General features: G+C 39.7%; 21 protein-coding genes. 17 read left to right on the top strand and 4 right to left on the bottom strand.

The genetic code is table 11. The annotated features are described in order from the left end of the window. Positions 1-66: 66 nt before the first annotated feature. From ACWPV5_RS08495 to hslO, 3 genes are read right to left on the bottom strand one after another with little or no spacing between them, the layout of a single operon-like run. Positions 67-618 carry a cysteine hydrolase family protein gene (locus ACWPV5_RS08495; RefSeq protein WP_454383378.1) on the bottom strand — a complete coding sequence of 184 codons (552 nt, stop codon included), beginning with the start codon at positions 616-618 and terminating at the stop codon, positions 67-69. Position 619: 1 nt separating this feature from the next. Continuing rightward, positions 620-1600: a tRNA dihydrouridine synthase DusB gene (dusB, locus tag ACWPV5_RS08490; RefSeq protein WP_000183308.1), complete on the bottom strand. Its 981-nt coding sequence runs from the start codon at positions 1598-1600 to the stop codon at positions 620-622. After that, entirely contained in the window at positions 1587-2459 is an 873-nt protein-coding gene (gene hslO, locus ACWPV5_RS08485) for an Hsp33 family molecular chaperone HslO (RefSeq protein ID WP_454383376.1), read from the bottom strand. Before hslO ends, dusB begins: the two co-directional genes overlap by 14 nt. Positions 2460-2623: 164 nt before the next feature. On the opposite strand from hslO, the gene ACWPV5_RS08480 reads away from it, so the two are divergent. The 16 genes from ACWPV5_RS08480 (at position 2624) to adcA (ending at position 21438) form a co-directional block, all read left to right on the top strand. Next, on the top strand, positions 2624-4051 hold the full coding sequence (locus ACWPV5_RS08480) for a helix-turn-helix domain-containing protein (RefSeq protein WP_454383374.1): 1428 nt from the start codon (positions 2624-2626) through the stop codon (positions 4049-4051). Positions 4052-4210: 159 nt separating this feature from the next. Next, positions 4211-5719 carry a glycerol kinase GlpK gene (gene glpK, locus ACWPV5_RS08475; RefSeq protein WP_000076788.1) on the top strand — a complete coding sequence of 503 codons (1509 nt, stop codon included), beginning with the start codon at positions 4211-4213 and terminating at the stop codon, positions 5717-5719. 41 nt (positions 5720-5760) lie between these two features. After that, positions 5761-7587 (top strand): type 1 glycerol-3-phosphate oxidase, encoded by a 1827-nt coding sequence (gene glpO / locus ACWPV5_RS08470; protein ID WP_454383372.1) that lies wholly within the window; start codon positions 5761-5763, stop codon positions 7585-7587. Between the two features lie 70 nt (positions 7588-7657). Then, complete coding sequence (locus ACWPV5_RS08465; protein WP_000980824.1) at positions 7658-8362, top strand: MIP/aquaporin family protein; 705 nt, start codon at positions 7658-7660, stop codon at positions 8360-8362. 510 nt (positions 8363-8872) lie between these two features. Further along, positions 8873-9736 carry a helix-turn-helix domain-containing protein gene (locus ACWPV5_RS08460; protein WP_000713268.1) on the top strand — a complete coding sequence of 288 codons (864 nt, stop codon included), beginning with the start codon at positions 8873-8875 and terminating at the stop codon, positions 9734-9736. A gap of 357 nt (positions 9737-10093) precedes the next feature. After that, complete coding sequence (locus tag ACWPV5_RS08455) at positions 10094-11671, top strand: ATP-binding cassette domain-containing protein (RefSeq protein WP_101786195.1); 1578 nt, start codon at positions 10094-10096, stop codon at positions 11669-11671. 210 nt (positions 11672-11881) lie between these two features. Beyond that, positions 11882-13060 (top strand): ryptide export MFS transporter, encoded by a 1179-nt coding sequence (locus ACWPV5_RS08450; protein ID WP_454383369.1) that lies wholly within the window; start codon positions 11882-11884, stop codon positions 13058-13060. A 310-nt stretch (positions 13061-13370) separates the two neighbouring features. Beyond that, the gene (locus ACWPV5_RS08445) at positions 13371-13502 is read left to right on the top strand and encodes a teichoic acid D-Ala incorporation-associated protein DltX (RefSeq protein WP_000813667.1); all 132 of its coding nucleotides are present in this window, start codon (positions 13371-13373) and stop codon (positions 13500-13502) included. Positions 13503-13522: 20 nt separating this feature from the next. Next, a complete protein-coding gene (dltA, locus tag ACWPV5_RS08440) occupies positions 13523-15073 on the top strand; it encodes a D-alanine--poly(phosphoribitol) ligase subunit DltA (protein ID WP_454383366.1) in 1551 nt (516 codons plus the stop codon). Beyond that, entirely contained in the window at positions 15070-16314 is a 1245-nt protein-coding gene (gene dltB, locus ACWPV5_RS08435) for a D-alanyl-lipoteichoic acid biosynthesis protein DltB (RefSeq protein WP_454383364.1), read from the top strand. Before dltA ends, dltB begins: the two co-directional genes overlap by 4 nt. Positions 16315-16327: 13 nt before the next feature. Further along, complete coding sequence (gene dltC / locus ACWPV5_RS08430; protein WP_000351967.1) at positions 16328-16567, top strand: D-alanine--poly(phosphoribitol) ligase subunit DltC; 240 nt, start codon at positions 16328-16330, stop codon at positions 16565-16567. Further along, positions 16560-17828, top strand: coding sequence for a D-alanyl-lipoteichoic acid biosynthesis protein DltD (gene dltD / locus ACWPV5_RS08425; protein WP_261077731.1), 1269 nt, complete (start codon positions 16560-16562; stop codon positions 17826-17828). Before dltC ends, dltD begins: the two co-directional genes overlap by 8 nt. A 151-nt stretch (positions 17829-17979) precedes the next feature. After that, a complete protein-coding gene (adcR, locus tag ACWPV5_RS08420; RefSeq protein ID WP_164226154.1) occupies positions 17980-18420 on the top strand; it encodes a zinc-dependent transcriptional regulator AdcR in 441 nt (146 codons plus the stop codon). Next, positions 18420-19124 carry a metal ABC transporter ATP-binding protein gene (locus tag ACWPV5_RS08415; RefSeq protein WP_001269496.1) on the top strand — a complete coding sequence of 235 codons (705 nt, stop codon included), beginning with the start codon at positions 18420-18422 and terminating at the stop codon, positions 19122-19124. Before adcR ends, ACWPV5_RS08415 begins: the two co-directional genes overlap by 1 nt. Continuing rightward, positions 19117-19923, top strand: a complete 807-nt coding sequence (locus tag ACWPV5_RS08410) for a metal ABC transporter permease (RefSeq protein WP_000950033.1) — start codon at positions 19117-19119, stop codon at positions 19921-19923. Before ACWPV5_RS08415 ends, ACWPV5_RS08410 begins: the two co-directional genes overlap by 8 nt. A 9-nt stretch (positions 19924-19932) precedes the next feature. Beyond that, positions 19933-21438 (top strand): zinc ABC transporter substrate-binding lipoprotein AdcA, encoded by a 1506-nt coding sequence (gene adcA / locus ACWPV5_RS08405; RefSeq protein ID WP_261070760.1) that lies wholly within the window; start codon positions 19933-19935, stop codon positions 21436-21438. Positions 21439-22218: 780 nt separating this feature from the next. On the opposite strand, the gene ACWPV5_RS08400 is transcribed toward adcA, so the two are convergent. After that, positions 22219-23076 carry a 5'-nucleotidase, lipoprotein e(P4) family gene (locus tag ACWPV5_RS08400; protein ID WP_173234296.1) on the bottom strand — a complete coding sequence of 286 codons (858 nt, stop codon included), beginning with the start codon at positions 23074-23076 and terminating at the stop codon, positions 22219-22221. 257 nt (positions 23077-23333) lie between these two features. Here ACWPV5_RS08400 and ACWPV5_RS08395 point away from each other — a divergent pair, with 257 nt between their 5' ends. Continuing rightward, positions 23334-24218 carry an SPFH domain-containing protein gene (locus ACWPV5_RS08395; RefSeq protein WP_004235732.1) on the top strand — a complete coding sequence of 295 codons (885 nt, stop codon included), beginning with the start codon at positions 23334-23336 and terminating at the stop codon, positions 24216-24218. Positions 24219-24267 lie beyond the last annotated feature (49 nt).

Genomic DNA, 24267 nt, shown 5'->3' with positions numbered 1-24267 from the left:
CCTTCAGTATTTGAATTTTTATAATCAAAGAAAATCCGTCAACTCAATAAGAGTTGACGGATTATTTTATACTTGTACTTGGGTTAAAAATTCTTCTGTAGTAAGAATTTGAGCAAATTCATCTTGTAGAGAAAGGAGATTAATCTCATGGATAGTCTCAGGAGAGATGACTTGACCGTTTTTGTTAGATAGGGTAAAACTGGCAGTAGCATCTGCTAGTAAAGTGACTTCAAAACCAAGATTTGCTGCCATTCGTGTCGTAGTAGATACACAATGGGGCAGGGTCAAACCAACAACGACTATACGACAAATCTGTTTTTTTCGTAAATATGTTTCAAGATTTGTTCCAATAAAGGCGCTATTAACCGTTTTTTGAAAGATAGGTTCTGCAGTAACTGGCTCAAATCCACTTTTAAACACCTGATTTTGTTTGTTATGAAATTGCGACTGGGGATTGTTAGATATGTGTTGAACATGTAAGACTGGAAGAGCGTGTTTACGAAAGTATGCCAGTACCCTCAATGCTTGATATTCAGCTTGAGGGTTATTTCGTTCTCCCCAGATAGGGCTATTAAATGCTTTTTGCATATCGATAACCAGTAGAGCAGTATGAACCATTTTAAGCCTTATCCAATTGCAAGAGGGCTTCGATCTCTGCTAGGGTGCTAGCTTGTGAAATGGCTCCACGGAGTTTGGCAGCGCCAGATGTTCCACGGAGGTAGTGAGGAGCGAGGCCACGGAATTCACGAACTGCTACGTTTTCCCCTTTGAGGTTAATCAAACGTTTCAAGTGTTCGTAGGCGATTTTCATCTTGTCTTCAAAGGTCAAATCAGGTAGGATTTCTCCTGTTTCAAAGTAATGGTTGATTTGGTTGAAGAGGTAGGGATTTCCCATGGCAGCGCGGCCAATCATGACTGCGTCAGCACCGACTTCTTCGATACGTTGTTTGGCTTCTTGAACAGTACGGATGTCACCGTTAGCGATAAATGGAATCTTGGTCAGAGCTTGAGCGACCTTGTGAAGGGTCTCAAGGTCTGCGTGACCTGTATACATTTGCTCACGGGTACGGCCATGCATAGCAAGAGCAGAAACACCTGCAGCTTCAGCAGCGAGGGCATTTTCAACTGCCAGAGATGGGTCGGCCCAGCCGGTACGCATCTTGACAGTAAGTGGAATATCAAGGACAGACTGGACCTTGTTGATGATAGAGTAAATCTTATCTGGATCCTTGAGCCACATAGCGCCAGCTTCGTTCTTCACGATTTTGTTAACTGGGCAGCCCATGTTGATATCCACGATATCGGTTTTAGTGTTTTCTTGGATGAATTCTGCTGCGCGTGCTAGGCTGTCTTCATCGCTACCAAAAAGTTGGATAGAGACAGGATTTTCGCCTTCATCGATATGAAGCATGTGCAGGGTTTTTTCGTTGTTGTATTGGATTCCCTTGTCAGAGACCATTTCCATGACAACGAGTCCAGCTCCGAGCTCTTTTGCGATAGTACGAAAGGCTGAGTTTGTCACGCCAGCCATAGGTGCTAAAACGGTACGATTGGGAATCTCAACATTGCCAATCATAAAAGGTGTATTAAGATTTGTCACGAATGAGTTCCTCCAGGTCGTTTTCATCAAAGTTATAAGTTGTTTGGCAGAATTGACAAGTGATTTCTGCTCCGTGGTCTGCCTCTTTCATTTCCTGTAAGTCTGAGCTTGGAAGGCTAGCAAGAGCGTTCATAAAGCGTTCATGGCTACAGTCACATTGGAAACGAATTTCTTCTTCAGAAAGACGCTTGTAGGCCTCGTCACCGTAGATAGCTTTGAGGAGGGCTTCAATATGGTCTTCACTTTCGAGAAGCGTTGAGATAGCTGGCATTTCTTGGATGCGTTTTTCAAAGCGAGCAATCTCTTCTTCCTTGGCTCCTGGCAAGACTTGGACTAGGAAACCACCTGCAACCTTGACCTTGTCTTCTTCGTCCAAAAGGACATTGAGGCCGACTGCAGAAGGGGTTTGTTGGCTTTCAGTCAGGTAAAAGGCAAGGTCTTCACCGATTTCCCCAGAGATGAGGGGAGTCATAGAGTTGTAAGGATTTCCAGTACCGTAGTCTGTGATAACGAGAAATTGACCATTTCCAACAAAAGGTCCGACTAGAACTTCACCAGTTGCAGTCTTTTTGATGTCAACACCAGGATTTTGAACATAGCCTTTGACGTTCCCCTTGGTATCAGCGACCGTGATAATGGCACCCAGAGAGCTAGAGCCCAGCACTTTAACTGTTAGTTTGGTATTTCCTTTTTCGTTGGCTGCGAGAATCTGGCTAGCGATAAGAGTTCGACCAAGCGCTACAGTTGAGCTAGCTTGGGTTTGATGTTTTTCTTGAGCAGTGCGGACGGTTTCTGTGCTATCAAGAACAAAAGCACGAAAGGCTCCGCTTTCTGATATAGTTTTAATAATTTTATCCATAGCTACTATTTTAGCATAAAAATGCCCAAAGGGGGAGCCGTGTGTTTGCTGATTTTCAGGATAATGGACCAGGAAATCAGCATGAAAATAAAAAGAGAAACAGATTATTTCAGCATTTCTAAGATTTATGCTATGCTTAAGGTAGAAAATGAAAGGGGTAACAAATGTATTTAGAAGACTTGATGGAAAAGGCTGAATCTGGCCAATTTTCAATCCTTTCCTTTCTATTACAAGAGTCTCAGACAACCGTCAAGGCTGTAATGGAGGAAACAGGATTTTCAAAAGCAACTCTAACCAAATATGTCACCCTGCTCAATGACAAGGCTTTGGACAGTGGCTTAGAGCTGACTATCTCCTTAGAAGATGAAAATCTGCGTCTGTCAATCGGTGCTGCTACCAAGGGGAGAGATATTCGGAGCTTGTTTTTGGAGAATGCTGTTAAATACCAGATTTTGATCTATCTTCTCTACCACCAACAGTTTTTAGCCCATCAATTGGCTCAAGAATTGATGATTAGTGAGGCAACGCTTGGCCGTCACTTAGCTAGCTTAAATCAGATTTTGTCAGAATTTGATTTATCCATCCAAAATGGACGGTGGCGAGGTCCAGAGCATCAGATTCGCTATTTCTATTTCTGTCTTTTTCGCAAGGTCTGGTCTAGTCAGGAATGGGAAGGTCACATGCAGAAATCAGAGAGAAAACAGGAAATTGCTACACTAGAAGAAATCTGCGGTGCAAGTTTGTCTTCGGGGCAGAAATTAGATTTGATTCTCTGGGCTCACATCAGTCAACAACGTCTTCGGGTTAATGCCTGTCAGTTTCAAGTCATAGAAGAAAAAATGCGAGGGTATTTTGACAATATTTTCTACCTTCGTTTGCTGAGAAAGGCTCCTTCCTTTTTTGCTGGGCAACACCTTCCTCTAGGGACTGAGGATGGGGAGATGATGATTTTCTTCTCTTTCCTCCTATCCCATCGCATTCTTCCTCTTCATACTATGGAGTATATCCTTGGTTTTGGAGGGCAGTTGGCAGATTTACTGACACAATTGATTCAAGAGATGAAGAAGGAGGAGTTGCTGGGGGATTATACAGAGGATCACGTTACCTATGAACTCAGTCAGCTTTGTGCTCAAGTCTATCTCTATAAGGGCTATATCTTACAGGACCGCTACAAGTACCAGTTAGAGAATCGTCATCCTTATTTGTTGATGGAACATGATTTTAGGGGAACGGCAGAGGAGATTTTTCATGCTCTATCTGCCTTTCAGCAGGGGACGGATTTGGATAAGAAAATTCTCTGGGAATGGCTCCAGTTGATAGAGTATATGGCTGAAAATGGTGGTCAACATATGCGGATTGGTCTGGATTTGACATCTGGTTTTCTTGTCTTTTCAAGGATGGCAGCTATTTTGAAACGGTATTTGGAATACAATCGTTTTATTACCATTGAAGCCTATGATTGTACTCGGCATTATGATTTGCTGGTTACCAATAACCCTATTCATAAGAAGGAACAAACACCAGTCTATTATTTAAAAAATGACTTGGATTTGGAAGATTTGGCAGGGATTCGTCAGTTATTATTCACTTAAAAGGCTTGGTTGTTCCAGGTCTTTTTTGTGAAATTCACACAATCTCCTCACGTTTTTTTAAAAATTAAAAAAAGTTGATGAACAAGAAAGCGCTTTATTTTGTATACTAGTTAGTGTAAAGAGGAAACATCCTCAAGATCTTTATCAGGAGGACAGCACATGTCACAAGAAAAATACATCATGGCCATTGACCAGGGGACTACAAGCTCTCGTGCCATTATTTTCAACAAAAAAGGAGAAAAGGTCAGCTCGAGTCAAAAAGAGTTTACCCAGATTTTCCCTCAGGCAGGTTGGGTAGAGCACAATGCCAATGAAATTTGGAATTCCGTCCAGTCAGTTATTGCGGGAGCTTTCATCGAAAGTGGTGTCAAGCCAAATCAAATCGAAGCAATCGGGATTACCAACCAGCGTGAAACAACTGTCGTCTGGGATAAGAAAACAGGACTTCCTATCTACAATGCTATCGTTTGGCAGTCACGCCAGACAGCTCCTTTGGCTGAACAACTAAAAAGTCAAGGTTATGTGGAAAAATTCCATGAAAAGACTGGTTTGATCATTGATGCTTACTTCTCTGCTACCAAGGTTCGTTGGATTTTAGACCATGTAGAGGGCGCTCAAGAGCGAGCAGAAAAGGGTGAATTGCTCTTTGGTACCATCGATACTTGGTTGGTTTGGAAATTGACTGACGGTGCGGCTCACGTGACGGACTACTCAAATGCAGCTCGTACCATGCTTTATAACATTAAAGAACTCAAATGGGATGATGAGATTTTGGAAATCCTCAACATTCCTAAGGCTATGTTGCCAGAAGTTCGTTCTAACTCTGAAATTTACGGTAAGACAGCGCCATTCCATTTCTATGGTGGACAAGTGCCAATCTCAGGTATGGCTGGTGACCAACAGGCAGCCCTCTTTGGACAGTTGGCCTTTGAACCTGGTATGGTTAAAAATACTTATGGAACAGGTTCTTTCATCATCATGAATACTGGGGAAGAGATGCAGTTGTCTGAGAACAACCTCTTGACAACCATTGGTTACGGAATCAATGGCAAGGTTTACTATGCCTTGGAAGGTTCAATCTTCATCGCAGGAAGTGCTATTCAGTGGCTTCGTGACGGTCTTCGCATGGTTGAAAATTCACCAGAATCTGAAAAATACGCTCGTGATTCTCACAACAACGATGAAGTTTATGTCGTTCCAGCCTTTACAGGTCTAGGTGCTCCATACTGGAACCAAAACGCTCGCGGTTCTGTCTTTGGCTTGACTCGTGGAACAAGTAAAGAAGACTTTATCAAGGCAACCTTGCAGTCTATCGCTTATCAAGTACGTGATATCATTGATACGATGCAAGTGGATGCTCAGACAGCTATCCAAGTCTTGAAGGTAGATGGTGGTGCAGCCATGAATAACTTCCTCATGCAGTTTCAAGCTGACATTTTGGGAATCGATATCGCACGCGCCAAAAACTTGGAAACAACAGCTCTAGGGGCAGCCTTCCTAGCAGGTTTGTCAGTAGGTTACTGGAAAGACTTGGATGAGTTGAAACTCTTGAACGAGACAGGGGAACTCTTTGAGCCATCTATGAACGAATCTCGCAAGGAACAACTTTACAAGGGCTGGAAGAAGGCTGTAAAAGCAACCCAAGTCTTTGCGGAAGTAGACGACTAATACTGAAAGAATAAAGCGACTTAGTTAGAAAGTGTGTAAATATGGAATTTTCAAAGAAAACACGTGAATTATCAATTAAAAAAATGCAGGAACGTACCTTGGACCTCTTGATTATCGGTGGAGGAATCACAGGGGCTGGTGTAGCCTTGCAGGCGGCAGCTAGCGGTCTTGAGACTGGTTTGATTGAAATGCAGGACTTCGCAGAAGGAACATCCAGCCGTTCAACAAAATTGGTTCACGGCGGTCTTCGTTACCTCAAACAATTCGACGTAGAAGTGGTATCAGATACAGTTTCAGAACGTGCAGTGGTTCAACAAATCGCACCACACATTCCAAAACCGGACCCAATGCTCTTACCAGTTTATGAAGAAGATGGAGCAACATTTAGCCTCTTCCGTCTTAAAGTAGCTATGGATCTTTACGACCTTTTGGCAGGAGTTAACAACACACCAGCTGCTAACAAGGTTTTGAGCAAGGAAGAAGTCTTGGAACGCCAGCCAAACTTGAAGAAAGAAGGTTTGGTAGGAGGTGGAGTTTATCTTGACTTCCGTAACAACGATGCGCGTCTTGTAATTGAAAATATTAAACGTGCTAACCAAGATGGAGCTCTTATTGCCAACCATGTCAAGGCAGAAGGCTTCCTCTTTGACGAAAGTGGCAAGATTACAGGTGTCGTAGCTCGTGATTTGTTGACAGACCAAGTCTTTGAAATCAAGGCTCGTCTGGTTATCAACACGACAGGTCCTTGGAGCGACAAGGTACGCAATTTGTCTAATAAGGGAACACAATTCTCACAAATGCGTCCAACTAAGGGAGTTCACTTGGTAGTGGATTCAAGCAAGATCAAGGTTTCACAGCCAGTTTACTTTGACACAGGTTTGAGTGACGGTCGTATGGTCTTTGTTCTCCCACGTGAAAACAAGACTTACTTTGGTACAACTGATACAGATTACACAGGTGATTTGGAACATCCAAAAGTGACTCAGGAAGATGTAGATTACCTACTTGGCATTGTCAACAACCGCTTCCCAGAAGCCAACATTACCATTGATGATATCGAAAGTAGCTGGGCAGGTCTTCGTCCATTGATCGCAGGCAATAGCGCTTCTGACTACAATGGAGGAAATAACGGAACCATCAGTGATGAAAGCTTTAACAACTTGATTGCGACTGTTGAATCTTATCTCTCTAAGGAAAAAACGCGTGAAGATGTTGAGTCTGCTGTTAGCAAGCTTGAAAGCAGCACATCTGAGAAACATTTGGACCCATCTGCAGTTTCGCGTGGTTCGAGCTTGGACCGTGATGACAATGGCCTGTTGACCCTTGCTGGTGGTAAAATCACAGACTACCGTAAGATGGCTGAGGGAGCTATGGAGCGCGTGGTTGACATCCTCAAAGCAGAATTTGACCGTAGCTTTAAACTCATCAACTCTAAGACTTACCCTGTTTCAGGTGGGGAATTGAACCCAGCAAATGTGGACTCAGAAATCGAAGCCTTTGCTCAACTTGGAGTATCACGTGGCTTGGATAGCAAGGAAGCTCATTACCTAGCAAATCTTTACGGTTCAAATGCACCGAAAGTCTTTGCCCTTGCTCACAGCTTGGAACAAGCGCCAGGACTCAGCTTGGCGGACACCTTGTCTCTTCATTATGCAATGCGCAATGAGTTGGCACTTAACCCAGTTGACTTCCTCCTTCGCCGTACCAACCATATGCTCTTTATGCGTGATAGCTTGGATAGCATCGTTGAGCCAGTTTTGAATGAAATGGGACGATTCTATGACTGGTCAGAAGAAGAAAAAGCAGGCTACCGAGCAGATGTCGAAGCAGCTCTCGCTAACAACGATTTAGCAGAATTAAAAAATTAAGAAAAAATAAAAGAGGTGGAGGGCAGGACTCCTAGTCTACCCTCTCCTCCTTTTTAATGGAGACAGAAAGATGATGAATGAATTATTTGGAGAATTTTTGGGGACTTTAATCCTGATTCTTCTAGGAAATGGTGTTGTTGCAGGTGTGGTTCTTCCAAAAACCAAGAGCAACAGTTCAGGTTGGATTGTGATTACTATGGGTTGGGGGATTGCAGTTGCGGTTGCAGTATTTGTATCTGGCAAGCTCAGTCCAGCTCATTTAAACCCAGCTGTGACCATTGGTGTGGCCTTGAAAGGTGGTTTGCCTTGGGCATCAGTATTCCCTTATATCCTAGCTCAGTTCGCAGGGGCTATGCTGGGTCAGATTTTGGTTTGGTTGCAATTCAAACCGCATTATGAGGCAGAAGAAAATGCAGGCAATATTTTGGCTACTTTCAGCACAGGACCGGCCATCAAAGATACTGTATCAAACTTGATTAGTGAAATCCTTGGAACTTTTGTATTGGTATTAACAATCTTTGCTTTGGGACTTTATGACCTTCAAGCAGGAATCGGAACATTTGCGGTGGGGACTTTGATTGTCGGTATCGGTCTATCACTAGGTGGGACAACAGGTTATGCCTTGAACCCTGCACGTGACCTTGGACCTCGTATCATGCACAGTATCCTTCCAATTTCAAACAAGGGAGACGGAGATTGGTCTTACGCTTGGATTCCTGTTGTGGGACCTGTTATCGGTGCAGCCTTGGCCGTTCTTGTATTCTCACTTTTCTAGTTTATACTCAATGAAAATCAAAGAGCAAACTAGGAAATTAGCCGCAGGTTGCTCAAAACAATGTTTTGAGGTTGCAGATAAGACTGACGAAGTCAGTCACATATATACGGCAAGGCGACGTTGACGCGGTTTGAATTTGATTTTCGAAGAGTATTAGAAAACAATTATTTTGATAGAGCTTAGGCAAGAGCTCAATTTCAGCAAAAAATACAGTAAATCTTCTCACAATAAAACACATAGTATCAAGTTTTTCAACACCTGATACTATGCGTTTTTTGATTTTAAGATTTTTTTCCAGTCTCTTTTTCGATTGAAGATGTAAGTATTCTAATAACTAACTTCTTAGTACTAGCCAACAACGATAATCATAATTCCTCCTAAAATTAGGAATAATAAAGGCAATAGTTTTTGTTTTTTCATGTGAAATACCTCACTTTTATTTTCTTCTATTTTATGCTAAAATATTAAAAATTAAAAACTATTCCCATATATGCTTATTGGAGAGATGCTATGAAAAAATTTGGAGAAATTTTTAAAAAGTTTCGAGAATCGAGAGGGTTTCGCTTAAAAGATGTCGAAAAAGCTGGTATATCAACATCACAGCTCTCACGTTTTGAAAAGGGAGAGACTGATTTAACCATTTCAAAATTTATGGCTATTTTGGATGAAATTAACATGCCTATTGATGAATTTATGTATGCTGTTCATGATTTTCATCGTGATGAACTGAACGAACTCTTATCAAAGGTTAGGCATTTTGTATCAAATCATGATGTTGATGGGTTGAAAAAACTACTTTATTCTCAGATGGAGTCAGATTCTAAACAAGAGAAATTTCATAAGCTTAACATTATTTTATTAAAAATTCGTTTACAAGATTTATCTGGAGAAGCTTATTATTCTGGTGATGATTTATCTTATTTAACTGACTATCTCTTTAGTGTTGAATATTGGGGATACTATGAATTATTGATTTTTTCAAATACTTTAGATGTCCTAAAACACGATGTCTTCATGCTTTTGGCTAGAGAGATGTCTAGACGTTCTGATTTTTATAAAGAAATTCCTAATAATAGACGACTGATTTCATCTATGCTATTGAACGGGTATATCACATGTATTGAAAGAGGAAAATTTCTTGATGCTTTGTATTTTGAAAAACGACTAAACCAATGCTTTTTCACTGAAACTGAAATTTATGAGCGATTGGTATTTCAGTATGCCCAATATCTATATCGCTATAAAAAAGAGATGGATTGTAAAGCAATTATTGAAATGAGGAAGTGTATTGGAGCAATGAAATTAGCGGGAAGTAACCATTTGGCAAAGAATTATGAAAGGCACTTAGAAAAAATTTTAGCAAGTAAAAAGTAATACGCAGATATGGGAAAGGAAGTATCTCGAAATAATATTTTGGTAGAATTGTCTTTAGAAATTTCAATTACGGTTGTTTTATCAGTTCATTGTATTTGAGCGATAGGATTTTTCGAAGTTGTCACCATAATTATGAATTTTGAGGTATTTAATATGCAAGTTCTATCTCCATATATTTTAAGAAAGAAAAGTGAAACAGGAGAATTATTTTTCAATAGTAACAATAATCACTCTTAATAAACAGCATCATATATAGGTTAATTAAATTATTGTATAGTCTCAGTTGGAGTTAATTTGTTTATAACTTTTAGACTGAGGCTTTTATATCTATTTGCTTTCTTTTAGATAGGCTTATTTATGAAATTTCTAAAATACATTAAAACTAATATTTTTATCTATTTTTTAATAGGAGTGCTTTTGAATAGTGGGATGGCTCTAATAAAGCCATTGTTATTGGATAAGCTATTGAATATTCGTGAAGAGCAACTTACAATTGGTACAATTTCATACTTTGTTTTATATGGCCTGTGTTTACACCTGTTTTTTTATAGCACGATGTTGCTAGCAAATTTTGTCAGTAATAATCTGCAGCGTCATATGCAAATTCGGTTAAAAGATCAGCTTATTAAGAAACTATTTTTGAAAGAAAATGTTGTATATGATGAAAAAGTTTCAATTGTTACACAAGATATGGAACTGCTCTATAATCGCTTCTTTTTACCCCTGGATATGATAGTTGGAAGAGTTTTTATACTTTGTACAACGATTGTTTTTATTTTGGTGCAAAATTTTTGGCTTGGTATTGTTTTTATTGTGTTCTCTTTTCTTCGACCATTACCTCAATGGGTAATGAATAATCGTTTAATGAAAAGTGGTGCAAATTTTTCGGAAATGCAAAAAGCTTTTCATCTATCTGTAGGAGATTTTTTTAAGGGAGCAGATACGATCTATTTTTATGGCGCTAGTAAAGAAAACTTTGCTAAGATGAGAAAAAACAACGAGTGTTACGAGAATGCTCGTTGGAAAAATGAATGGACTAGCAATGTCGTTTATTTTTTCAATGGTCCTTTAGAATTCCTTAGTCAGGTACTACCTCTTGCACTTGGTCTTTTATTACAAAAGAGCGGTATAGAGTTAACAACAGCTAGTTTGGTCTCTATGTATATAGCTACAATGAATCTTAGCGGACCTATTCAAAGAATTATGTATAGCATATCTGATATACAGCGATCGCAAACAGTGAAAGAAAAAATATTTTCATTATTGGAAGAATCTTGTTTAGAAACATCATATCCGACAGTCGAATCTTTAGCTGAGCTAGTTTTGGAGGGCGTTTCAAAACAGGTTGGAGAGCAAGTGCTCTTTTATGATTTGTCACTTAGATTAACTAAGCCAAGTAAAGTTTTAATAAAGGGAGCTAGTGGTACCGGAAAGTCAACTCTCCTACAGTTGGTAGCAGGAAAGATAAGCCCGAATAGTGGTAGAATTATCGTACGTGATAAATCAGGTCGAGAATTTACTCATTATCAAGGGAATGTCGCTTATATTTCTCAGAATCCATTTTTCATACATGGGACAATCCGAGAAAATTTAACATTAGGACAGGAGATTTCAGATAAAGAATTACTCTGTTGTCTAGAACAAGTTGGCTTAACGAATGAAATCACCAATATCTTGGATTATCAACTGATAAATAATGGAGAAAACATTTCAGGTGGACAACGTTTACGACTTGAATTAGTTCGCTGTCTGCTTCGACAAAAAGACATTGTGTTGGCGGATGAGGTTACATCATCCTTAGACAAGGACAATGCATATCAAGTGCGCCAGTTACTTTTGCAGTTGCCTATCATTTTGATTGAAGTTGCTCATCATATTGATTCAGAAACGGTTTATAATCAAGTAATTGATTTGGGAAAATATAGAATAAAATAAATAGACTTGTTCGGCATCTTGCTAGATATAATATATATGTATATTACGTATTGTTTTAGCTGATTTAAAGATGTGAAAACTAAAAACTATGGCTAAGTTGGAATGTTAAAAATTCAATTTCTGACCACCTAATCTTGTGTCAAATAGTTATCAAACAAAGTCTAGTCTACCATTTATCAGTTAAATATTTTTATGTTATGGGAGCGTTACATGTCTAATTCATTTATTAAGTTGTTAGTCTCTCAATTGTTTGCAAATTTAGCAGATATTTTCTTTAGAGTAACAATCATTGCTAACATATACATTATTTCAAAATCAGTAATTGCCACGTCACTAGTTCCCATTTTAATAGGGATATCCTCTTTTGTTGCGAGTCTTTTAGTTCCTTTAGTTACTAAAAGGATAGCGCTCAATAGGGTTTTATCTTTATCCCAATTTGGAAAGACTATATTATTGGCGATACTGGTAGGAATGTTTACCGTAATGCAATCCGTAGCGCCTTTGGTAACCTATCTATTTGTTGTGGCAATTTCAATATTGGATGGTTTTGCCGCACCTGTTTCTTATGCAATTGTGCCGCGCTATGCGACCGATTTGGGTAAGGCTAACTCAGCTTTGTCAATGAGTGGTGAAGCTGTTCAATTGGTAGGGTGGGGGTTGGGTGGACTCTTGTTTGCAACAATTGGTCTGTTGCCTACCACGTTTATCATTTTAATCTTGTATATCATTTCTAGCTTTCTGATGTTATTTCTTCCGAAGGCTGAAGTGGAGGTGTTAGAGTCAGAAACTAATCTTGAAATTTTGCTCAAAGGTTGGAAGTTAGTTGCTAGAGTTCATAGATTAAGACTTTTTGTATCAGCAAATTTATTGGAAATTTTTTCAAATACGATTTGGGTTTCGTCTATCATACTTGTCTTTGTAACTGAGTTATTAAATGAAACGGAAAGTTACTGGGGATATTCTAATACAGCATACTCTATTGGTATTATAATTAGTGGCTTAATTGCTTTTAGGCTATCTGAAAAGTTCCTTGCTGCTAAATGGGAAAGTATTCTTTTTCCTCTTGTAGCCATGGCAATAGTGACACTGACTATTCTATATTTTCCAAACGCACAGATATTTTTAGTATTTTCAGCTCTAGTTGGTATGTTATCACAGCTAAAAGAAGTTCCTGAAAGTGTATTTCTTCAGGAAACAGTAGAGGAAAATAACTTGGTTAATGTCTATTCCGTTCTTGAAGTGATTTCGACATTAGCATTTTCAGTATTTGTTTTGCTAATGAGCTATATTACTGAGAGTTTTGGTATTAGCATCAGTTTTTGGCTATCAGCCATTTGTCTGATGATAGAAGCTATTTTAATTTATATCAGACGAGATTATTTTAAATAAGAGACTGGTTAAAAAGTCTTGAAAAATTAGAAAAGCGCATAGTATCAGGTGTTGAAAAAACTTGATATTGTGCGTTTTATTATGGAAAGATTCTCTTCATTTTCTACTAAAATTGAGTTTTTGCCCAGGATCACTCTATTTGAAATATACATAGAAAAACCGCATAATCCTTAAAATAAACTGAAATCTAGTGAAAATCTACGGCAAACAATTGAAAAATTACCCTAGAAAGTGGTACAATAGTAGAAAAATACTATAGTAAGAGTTCATCTTATTTAGCAAAAATTACAGAAATGAATGGTTTTTCTTGATGAAACAGAGAAAAGAATTGTACCTCTTTCTTGGTCGGACAGCCTTGTATTTTCTTATCTTTCTGGGGCTGCTTTACTTCTTTAGCTATCTTGGTCAGGGTCAAGGAAGCTTTATCTATAATGAATTTTAACTTGAAGGAGAATCCCTATTGTGTCAAATAAACCAATAGTAGATATGATTGAAACCATTGAGCATTTTGCTCAGACACAGCCTAGCTATCCTGTTTACAATGTTTTGGGGCAGGAACACACTTATGGAGATTTAAAGGCTGATTCGGATAGTTTGGCTGCAGCCATTGACCAACTAGGCTTGCCTAAGAAGTCTCCTGTGGTCGTTTTTGGTGGCCAAGAATATGAAATGTTGGCAACTTTTGTAGCTTTGACTAAGTCAGGACATGCCTACATTCCCATTGACAGTCATTCAGCCTTGGAGCGAGTTTCAGCTATTTTAGAAGTAGCGGAGCCAAGTTTGATTATTGCCATTTCAGATTTTCCATTAGAGCAGGTTTCTACACCGATGATGAATCTAGCTCAGGTTCAAGAAGCCTTTGCCCAAGGGACTAGCTATGAGATCACGCATCCAGTCAAGGGTGATGATAACTACTACATTATCTTTACTTCTGGTACGACTGGTAAGCCAAAGGGAGTGCAGATTTCCCATGATAACCTCCTCAGCTTTACCAATTGGATGATTACGGACAAGGAATTTGCAACGCCAAGTCGTCCGCAAATGCTGGCTCAGCCACCTTATTCTTTTGACTTGTCTGTCATGTACTGGGCGCCAACCTTGGCACTTGGTGGTACGCTTTTCGCTCTTCCTTCAGCCATTACTCAGGACTTTAAGCAACTTTTTGCGACCATCTTTTCATTGCCGATCGCTATCTGGACATCAACCCCTTCTTTTGCAGATATGGCCATGTTATCAGAAGACTTTAATAGTGAGAAAATGCCTGGCATCACGCATTTCTACTTTGATGGCGAAGAATTGACGGTTAAAACGGCTCAAAAACTACGTGAGCGTTTCCCACAGGTCCGTATTATCAATGCCTACGGTCCAACAGAAGCGACAGTAGCCCTATCAGCAGTTGCTGTGACAGACGAGATGTTGGCGACTCTCAAACGCCTACCAATCGGCTATACCAAGGCTGATTCTCCAACCTTTATCATTGACGAGGAAGGCAATAAATTGCCAAATGGCGAACAGGGAGAAATCATTGTTTCTGGGCCAGCTGTTTCAAAAGGATATATGAATAATCCTGAAAAAACAGCGGAAGCCTTCTTTGAATTTGAAGGACTGCCAGCCTATCACACAGGTGATGTGGGAACCATGACAGATGAGGGCTTGCTTCTCTACGGCGGACGCATGGACTTCCAGATTAAGTTCAACGGTTACCGCATTGAGCTAGAAGATGTCTCTCAAAATCTTAATAAGTCTCGTTATATCGAGTCTGCTGTCGCAGTACCGCGTTATAACAAGGACCACAAGGTACAAAATCTACTGGCCTATGTCATCTTAAAAGACGGTGTTCGTGAGCAGTTTGAGCGTGATATCGATATTACTAAGGCCATCAAGGAAGATTTGACAGACATCATGATGTCCTATATGATGCCGTCTAAATTCCTTTATCGAGATAGTTTGCCACTGACTCCAAATGGAAAAATTGATATCAAAGGATTGATTAACGAGGTGAATAAGAGATGATGGAGTTCTTTCAACAGCTTCCTCATTTAGAGCCATACGGCAATCCTCAGTATTTTGTCTATGTGATTGCTGCAACCTTGCCCATCTTTATCGGCCTCATTTTCAAGAAACGCTTTGCCTGGTATGAAGTGCTAGTTAGTCTCTTCTTCATCGTCACTATGTTGGTAGGTGGGAAGACTAACCAATTGGCTGCCTTGGCTATTTACCTTTGTTGGGAAATATTGCTCCTGCTTTTCTACAAGCATTATCGAAAAAGCAAGGATGGCAAGTGGGTCTTCTACTTAGTTAGTTTTCTGTCCCTACTTCCGATTATCTTTGTCAAGGTGCAACCAGCTATCAATGGAACGCAGTCTTTGCTTGGATTTTTGGGAATTTCTTACCTGACCTTTCGTTCGGTTGGGATTATCATCGAGCTGAGAGATGGAGTGATTAAGGATTTTACCCTCTGGGAATTCCTTCGTTTCCTTCTCTTCATGCCGACTTTTTCAAGTGGTCCAATCGATCGCTTTAAGCGATTTAATGAAAATTACCAGACCATTCCTGGGCGAGATGAGTTGATGGATATGTTGGATGAATCTGTTCGCTATATCATGTGGGGCTTTTTGTACAAGTTTATCCTAGCTCATGTTTTAGGAGAAACCTTGTTGCCTCCTTTGAAGAATTTAGCCTTGCAGTCAGGTGGCTTCTTTAACCTCTATGCCTTGGCAGTTATGTATACCTTTGGTCTGGAACTCTTCTTTGACTTTGCAGGTTATTCTATGTTTGCCTTAGCCATCTCAAACTTAATGGGAATCCGTAGCCCTATCAACTTTAACAAGCCCTTTTTATCAAGGGATTTGAAGGAGTTTTGGAATCGCTGGCATATGAGTCTGTCTTTCTGGTTCCGTGACTTTGTCTTTATGCGAATGGTGATGGTATTGACCAGAAAGAAGGTCTTTAAAAATCGTAATGTAACCTCAAGCGTGGCCTATATTGTAAATATGCTGATTATGGGATTTTGGCATGGAGTGACCTGGTACTATATCGCCTATGGACTCTTTCATGGGATTGGACTGGTCATCAATGACGCTTGGGTTCGTAAGAAAAAAACGCTCAATAAGGAGCGGAAAAAAGCAGGGAAGCCTGCTCTACCTGATAATCGCTGGATTCAGTTGCTTGGCATGGTTGTCACCTTCCATGTCGTCATGCTGTCATTCTTAATCTTTTCTGGATTCTTGAATGATCTATGGTTTAAAAAATAAAAGGAAATAAAATATGGATATCAAATCAGAAGTTATCGAAATTATTGATGAGTTGTTTATGGAAGATGTTTCTGACATGATGGATGAAGATCTTTTTGATGCAGGTGTCTTAGATAGTATGGGAACGGTTGAGTTGATTGTGGAGATTGAGAACCGTTTTGACATTCGTGTCCCTGTAACAGAGTTTGGTCGCGATGACTGGAATACAGCTAATAAAATCATAGCTGGTATTGTGGAGCTACAAAATGCTTAAACGCTTATGGATGATCTTCGGGCCGGTCTTGATAGCTGGTTTGTTGGTTTTTCTGCTCATTTTCTTTTATCCTACTAGTAAAAGTTATAATTTATCAGAAGAAAAACGATATGCAGCAGCGATTAGTACACAAAGTTTTAGAGAAAGATTTCAGAAAGTGAGAGCTCTTTCGGACCCAAGTCTACGGTTCATTCCCTTTTTTGGTTCTAGTGAGTGGATTCGATTTGATAGTATGCATCCAGCTGTTTTAGCGGAGAAGTACAATCGTTCGTATAGACCCTATTTTTTAGGACAAGCAGGAGCAGCTTCTTTGAATCAGTACTTTGGTATGCAGCAAATATTGCCAGAGCTAGAAAATAAACAAGCTGTTTTTGTTATTTCTCCTCAGTGGTTTACAGAAACGGAGTATGAATCTGCAGTTTTTCGTAGGTATTTTAACACGGATCAATTGGGCGCTTTTTTGGAAAATCAGTCTGGAGATGTGTCAAGTCGTTACGCCGCTTCGCGTTTAATGAAAAAGTATCCTAATGTAGTATTGGGAGATATAGTCAAAAAAATAACCGAGGGTGAGCAACTTTCAGAAATAGATAAGACACTCATAGATACATTGGCACGATTCAACCAAAAACAATCATTTCTATTTGGACAATTGTCAGTGAATGATGGAGAAAAATATAGAGATCGCGTGGAGAAGTATTTAAAAGACCTGCCAGATAAATTTTCCTACGACGAATTGAGAGAAATCGCTGTAAAAGATGCTGAAGCAAATACCACGAATAATGATATGGGAATGGAAAATCGTTTCTATGATACGCAAGTAAAGAAAGATTTAAAAAAGTGGAAGGATTATCAGAAAAATTATAATTTTCTAAAATCATCCGAATATAATGACTTGCAATTAGTCTTGAATCAATTTGCGAATTCAAAAGTGAATGTATTGTTTGTGATTCAACCTGTTAATAAAAAATGGATGGATTATACAGGATTAAATCAAGATATGTATCAACATGCAGTTGAAAAAATTCGTTACCAGTTAGAAAGCCAAGGTTTTACCAATATAGCAGATTTTTCAAAAAATGGTGCTGAACCTTATTTTGTAAAAGATACAATTCATATTGGTTGGTTGGGCTGGTTGGCTTTTGACAAGGCAGTTGATCCTTTCCTATCCAATCCCACTCCAGCTCCTACTTACCATCTGAATGAGCGCTTTTTCAGCAAAGATTGGGCGACTTATGATGGAGATGTCAAAGAATTTCAATAGATCATAATATAGAAGAGTTCAAGAATGAAACTGGTTTTCACGTTTTTTCTTGACTCTTTTTTTGGTTGTGATATAATTAACCAGTAAATAATTCTTCAAAGAATAGTATTTTCTCTTAAAAAAGAGAAGTCTAAAAGGAAAGGAGTCAGATATGAGACAGCTAGCGAAGGATATCGATGCTTTTTTGAATGAGGTGATTTTGCAGGCAGAAAATCAACATGAAATCCTAATAGGTCATTGCACTAGCGAGGTAGCTCTGACCAATACCCAGGAGCATATCCTCATGCTCTTGTCAGAGGAATCTTTAACAAATTCAGAGTTGGCTCGTCGTCTCAATGTCAGTCAGGCGGCAGTTACCAAGGCCATTAAGTCTTTGGTCAAGGAAGGGATGTTGGAAACATCTAAAGATCCTAAAGATGCGCGTGTGATTTTTTATCAGTTGACTGACTTGGCTCGTCCAATTGCTGAGGAGCACCACCATCACCATGAGCATACGCTTTTAACCTATGAACAAGTGGCGATTCAGTTTACTCCAAATGAACAAAAAGTGATCCAGCGGTTTTTGACTGCTTTAGTAGGAGAAATCAAATAATGAGATATATTACGGTAGAGGATTTGTCCTTCTATTATGATAAGGAACCTGTTCTTGAACATATTAATTATAGTGTTGATAGTGGGGAATTTGTTACCTTGACAGGGGAGAATGGGGCAGCTAAGACGACACTGATTAAGGCCAGTCTTGGAATTCTCCAACCACGCATTGGTAAGGTGACTATTTCAAAGACAAATACGCAGGGTAAGAAATTGAGAATAGCTTACCTTCCTCAACAGATTGCCAGTTTTAATGCTGGTTTTCCAAGTACGGTTTATGAGTTTGTCAAGTCGGGTCGCTATCCGCGAAAAGGTTGGTTCCGTCGTTTGAATGCTCATGATGAGGAGCATATCAAGGCTAGTTTGGACTCAGTTGGCATGTGGGAACACAGAGACAAACGCTTGGGTTCTCTATCTGGAGGACAAAAGCAGCGAGCGGTAATCGCGCGTATGTTTGCTTCGGATCCAGATGTGTTTATCCTAGATGAGCCGACAACGGGGATGGATGCAGGAAGTAAAAACGAATTTTACGAACTCATGCATCACAGCGCCCATCATCATGGCAAGGCTGTTTTGATGATTACTCATGACCCTGAAGAAGTTAAGGACTATGCGGATCGCAATATTCATCTAGTTCGTAACCAAGACTCGCCATGGCGTTGTTTCAACGTTCATGAGAATGATCAGGAGGTGGGCCATGCTTAGTTTATTATCTTATGACTTTATGCAGCGTGCCTTTCTGGCGGTTATTGCCATGAGTCTTTTCTCGCCGGTATTGGGGACCTTCCTTATCTTACGCCGTCAGAGTTTGATGAGTGATACTCTTAGCCACGTCTCGCTTTCGGGTGTAGCCTTTGGGTTGGTTTTGGGGATTTCTCCGACTATTTCCACTATTGCTATTGTCTTGATTGCGGCGGTCTTTCTGGAGTATCTCCGTACGGTTTACAAGAGCTTTATGGAAATCGGGACAGCTATCCTCATGTCAACAGGTCTGGCTGTTTCTCTCATTGTGATGAGCAAGGGTAAAAGCTCGAGTTCAATGAGTTTGGACCAGTATCTTTTTGGTTCAATCGTGACTATCAGCGAAGAGCAGGTTGTTTCCCTCTTTGTCATTGCGGTGGTTGTTTTGATTTTGACCTTCCTCTTCCTTCGTCCGATGTACATTTTGACCTTTGATGAGGATACGGCCTTTGTGGATGGCTTGCCAGTGCGTACCATGTCCATTCTTTTTAACATGGTGACAGGGGTGGCCATTGCCCTTATGATTCCAGCTGCGGGAGCTCTTCTGGTATCGACTATTATGGTCTTGCCAGCTAGTATTGCCCTGCGATTGGGGAAAAACTTTAAATCGGTTATGCTGCTTGCCAGTGCGATTGGATTTTTGGGAATGGTAGCAGGACTTTACATTTCCTACTATGCAGAAACACCTGCCAGTGCAAGTATTACCATTATTTTTGTAACTGTCTTTTTACTCATTAGTTTAGTAAGACGTTTTATCAAATAGGAGACTAATGTGAAAAAAATTAGCTTATTGCTAACCAGTCTATGTGCCTTGTTTTTAGTTGCTTGTTCCAATCAAAAACAGGTAGATGGCAAACTCAATATCGTGACAACCTTTTACCCTGTCTATGAATTTACCAAGCAAGTCGCAGGAGATACTGCTAATGTAGAACTCCTCATCGGTGCTGGTACAGAACCCCATGAATACGAACCGTCTGCCAAGGCAGTTGCCAAAATCCAAGACGCAGATACCTTCGTTTATGAAAATGAAAACATGGAAACATGGGTACCTAAATTGCTAGATACTTTGGATAAGAAAAAGGTGAAAACCATCAAGGCGACAGGCGATATGTTGCTCTTGCCAGGTGGTGAGGAAGAAGAGGGAGACCATGACCATGGAGAAGAAGGCCATCACCATGAGTACGATCCCCATGTTTGGTTATCACCAGTTCGTGCTATTAAACTTGTAGAGCACATCCGTGATAGCTTGTCAGCAGATTATCCTGATAAAAAAGAGACCTTTGAGAAGAATGCAGCTGCCTATATCGAAAAATTGCAAGCCTTGGATAAGGCTTATGCAGAAGGCTTGTCTCAAGCCAAACAAAAGAGCTTTGTAACGCAGCACGCAGCCTTTAACTATCTCGCCTTGGACTATGGACTCAAACAAGTCGCAATCTCAGGCCTTTCTCCAGATGCAGAACCATCAGCTGCTCGTTTGGCAGAATTGACAGAGTATGTCAAGAAAAATAAAATTGCCTATATCTACTTTGAAGAAAATGCCTCACAAGCCCTTGCTAACACACTTTCAAAAGAAGCAGGTGTCAAAACAGATGTCCTTAATCCTTTAGAAAGTCTGACAGAAGAGGACACCAAGGATGGAGAAAATTATATCTCTATCATGGAGAAAAACCTCAAGGCTTTGAAACAAACAACCGACCAAGAAGGCCCAGCAATTGAGCCTGAAAAAGCAGAGGATACCAAGACAGTTCAAAATGGTTACTTCGAGGATGCAGACGTCAAGGACCGCACTTTGAGTGACTATGCAGGTAACTGGCAATCAGTTTATCCTTTCCTTGAAGATGGCACGTTTGATCAAGTCTTTGACTACAAGGCTAAGTTGACTGGTAAGATGACTCAGGCTGAGTACAAGGCCTACTATACAAAAGGTTATCAGACAGATGTGACTAAGATCAACATTGCTGATAATACTATGGAATTTGTTCAAGGTGGACAAAGTAAGAAATTCACCTACAAGTATGTTGGTAAGAAAATCTTAACTTACAAGAAAGGCAATCGTGGCGTGCGCTTCCTTTTTGAAGCCACAGATGCTGATGCTGGACAGTTCAAGTATGTTCAGTTTAGCGACCACAATATCGCCCCAGTTAAGGCAGAACATTTCCATATTTTCTTTGGAGGCACAAGCCAAGAAGCTCTCTTTGAAGAAATGGATAACTGGCCAACCTACTACCCAGATAATCTATCTGGCCAAGAAATTGCCCAAGAAATGTTGGCGCATTGATGAGAAACCGACTAGTTCATAGGAGCTAGTCGGTTTTTGGATACTAGATGGTAATACTCTTCGAAAATCTCTTCAAACTACGTCAGCGTCGCCTTGCTGTATATATGTTACTGACTTCGTCCGTTCTATCTACAGCCTCAAAGCAGTGCTTTGAGCAACTTGCAGCCAGTTTCCTAGTTTGCTCTTTGATTTTCATTGAGTATAACGTCATTATAGATCTTTCAGAACTTTAAACAATAAATAAAACTCTTGAAATCTTAGCGCTTGTGTGTTAGAATAAATTTAATGGGTAAGGTTCATTAGAACACCAAATCCCTTAACTATGCCAGTAGTTAAGGGATTTTTTGACGTATCTTAGCGATTTAACGGGTGTTTACAGGCTAGTCATTCGGTCTACTTCTTACCATCTAGCCATTTGCAGACGAAATACAAGATAATTCCTGCTATGACGTCCGCTACAATAGTAAGAACGAGCTCTGGGGCAAGGTTCATTAGTTTCACCTCCTCTCACGAACCGTAAGGAACGTAATCGGTAACCGATGACAAAAATAGTATATCACATTAAATTTAGATCATCAACCTTGCTTAATGCTTGAAATATAGGGGATAGGCAAAAAGTCTTTAAAATCAAAAAACGTATAGTATCAGATGTATAAAAGTTTGATGTTATATCAATTATAAAAGTGGATAGGAAAGTTTTCTGATTATCAGAATTCCTTCCTATCCACTTTTTGAAGATTGTAAGTTAGCCTAATTTTATGTAGAATCAGCTTATTTGTTTTATTTATCAAAACCTTGCAAGGCTTTTTGGCGTTCTTCTACTTGACCTTTAGCATCTAGTTTGTTACCACCGTATACAGCTGATTCCCATGATCCGTACATTGGATTTGGGAAGATGATGAATTTTTCACCGAATTCTTTTTGCAATTCTTCAAGTTGTTTATCACGGTCAGATTCAGAAGTCTTAGAAAAATCTGCAAAGTCTACGAGGTTATCACCAAATAATAAGATAAGATTTGTTTTTTCTTGAACTTTTTGGCGACGACCTTCTTTGGATTTTACACCACTTTCTAAGAACATGAGATGATCACGTCCTTGAACAGGAATTCCTTCACTTTCAAGATTTTTAATGGTAGCATCTACTTGATTAGCTGAGCGGTCAGAAATATAGTAGATTTGGACACCGTTTTGATCAGCAAACTGAAGAAAATCCTTGGCACCTGGGACAGCTTTTGCTGTAGCTTTTTGAACCCAAATATCCCAATTTTCGGGTGTAAATGCTGTACCGTCTTTAACATTTTGTACTTGATAAGGGCTATTATCTAGGACAGTTTCATCCAAGTCTAAAACGATAGAGTAAGGTTTGTCTGATTCTGTTTTGAGCAATTCCTTTAGGTGATTTGTTGCAACGTTATAACCCTGTATGTATAAAGCTTTAGTTTCAGCTGATTTTTGATACCAAAGGGTTGACATAGTGTTTTCTCTTGACCGTAGTTGGTCATATGTCAATGTAATCTGATTATCAGATGAGCTATTATTGCTTGTCTGTGTTTCTGTAGACTTTGTTGCACAACTAGCCAATAAGACGACAGAAGCAAGTGCAGAAAGGATTGTAACAGTAGTTTTTGCTGTTTTCATGAAATATCTCCTATTTATTCATTTCAATAAATAGTATAGCACGAGAGAAAAGTTAAGGCAAGTTATTCCCTGACCATTGATGTAGATTCTATAGAAGTTAATGTAATGAAAAAAGCGATTACTAACTTGAAATGTAGTTTCACCTCTAATTATTGACATTTCAGGAAAAATCGCAGTAAAAACTGCACAACCTTCTTTAAATGTGCTATAATACAGGAAAAATAATGATGGAGGTCGCAATAATGGCAACATTTTTGATGATTTTTGTGGTGGTTTGTGTGCTTCTATTGGTGATAGTCACACTGAGTACAGTTTATGTGGTTCGTCAGCAGTCGGTGGCGATTATTGAACGCTTTGGGAAATACCAAAAGGTTGCTAATAGCGGTATTCATATTCGATTGCCTTTTGGGATTGACTCGATTGCAGCGCGGATTCAGTTGCGCTTGTTGCAAAGTGATATTGTGGTTGAGACTAAGACCAAGGACAATGTGTTCGTTATGATGAATGTAGCGACTCAGTACCGTGTCAACGAACAGAGCGTGACAGATGCCTACTATAAACTTATGCGTCCAGAATCTCAGATTAAATCTTATATCGAAGACGCTCTTCGCTCTTCTGTTCCAAAATTAACCTTGGATGAATTGTTTGAGAAAAAAGATGAGATTGCCCTTGAAGTTCAACACCAAGTAGCAGAAGAAATGACTACTTACGGTTATATTATCGTGAAAACCTTGATTACCAAGGTCGAACCAGATGCAGAAGTTAAGCAATCCATGAATGAAATCAATGCGGCGCAACGCAAGCGGGTCGCAGCGCAAGAATTGGCGGAAGCTGACAAGATTAAAATCGTCACTGCAGCTGAAGCCGAAGCAGAAAAAGACCGCCTTCATGGTGTGGGGATTGCCCAACAACGTAAGGCGATTGTGGATGGATTGGCAGAGTCTATCACAGAACTCAAGGAAGCAAATGTTGGCATGACAGAAGAACAAATCATGTCTATCCTCTTGACCAACCAGTATTTGGATACCTTGAATACCTTTGCCTCTAAAGGAAACCAAACTATCTTTTTACCAAATACTCCAAATGGTGTAGATGATATCCGTACACAAATCTTGTCAGCCCTCCGTGCTGAGAAGAAATAATAGACCAAAGAGCTTGGCAACAGGCTCTTTTTGCATTGCATTTGTTAAG

Source organism: Streptococcus sp. Marseille-Q7156 (genome assembly GCF_965119495.1).
This window is presented reverse-complemented; position numbering and strand designations above follow the sequence as displayed.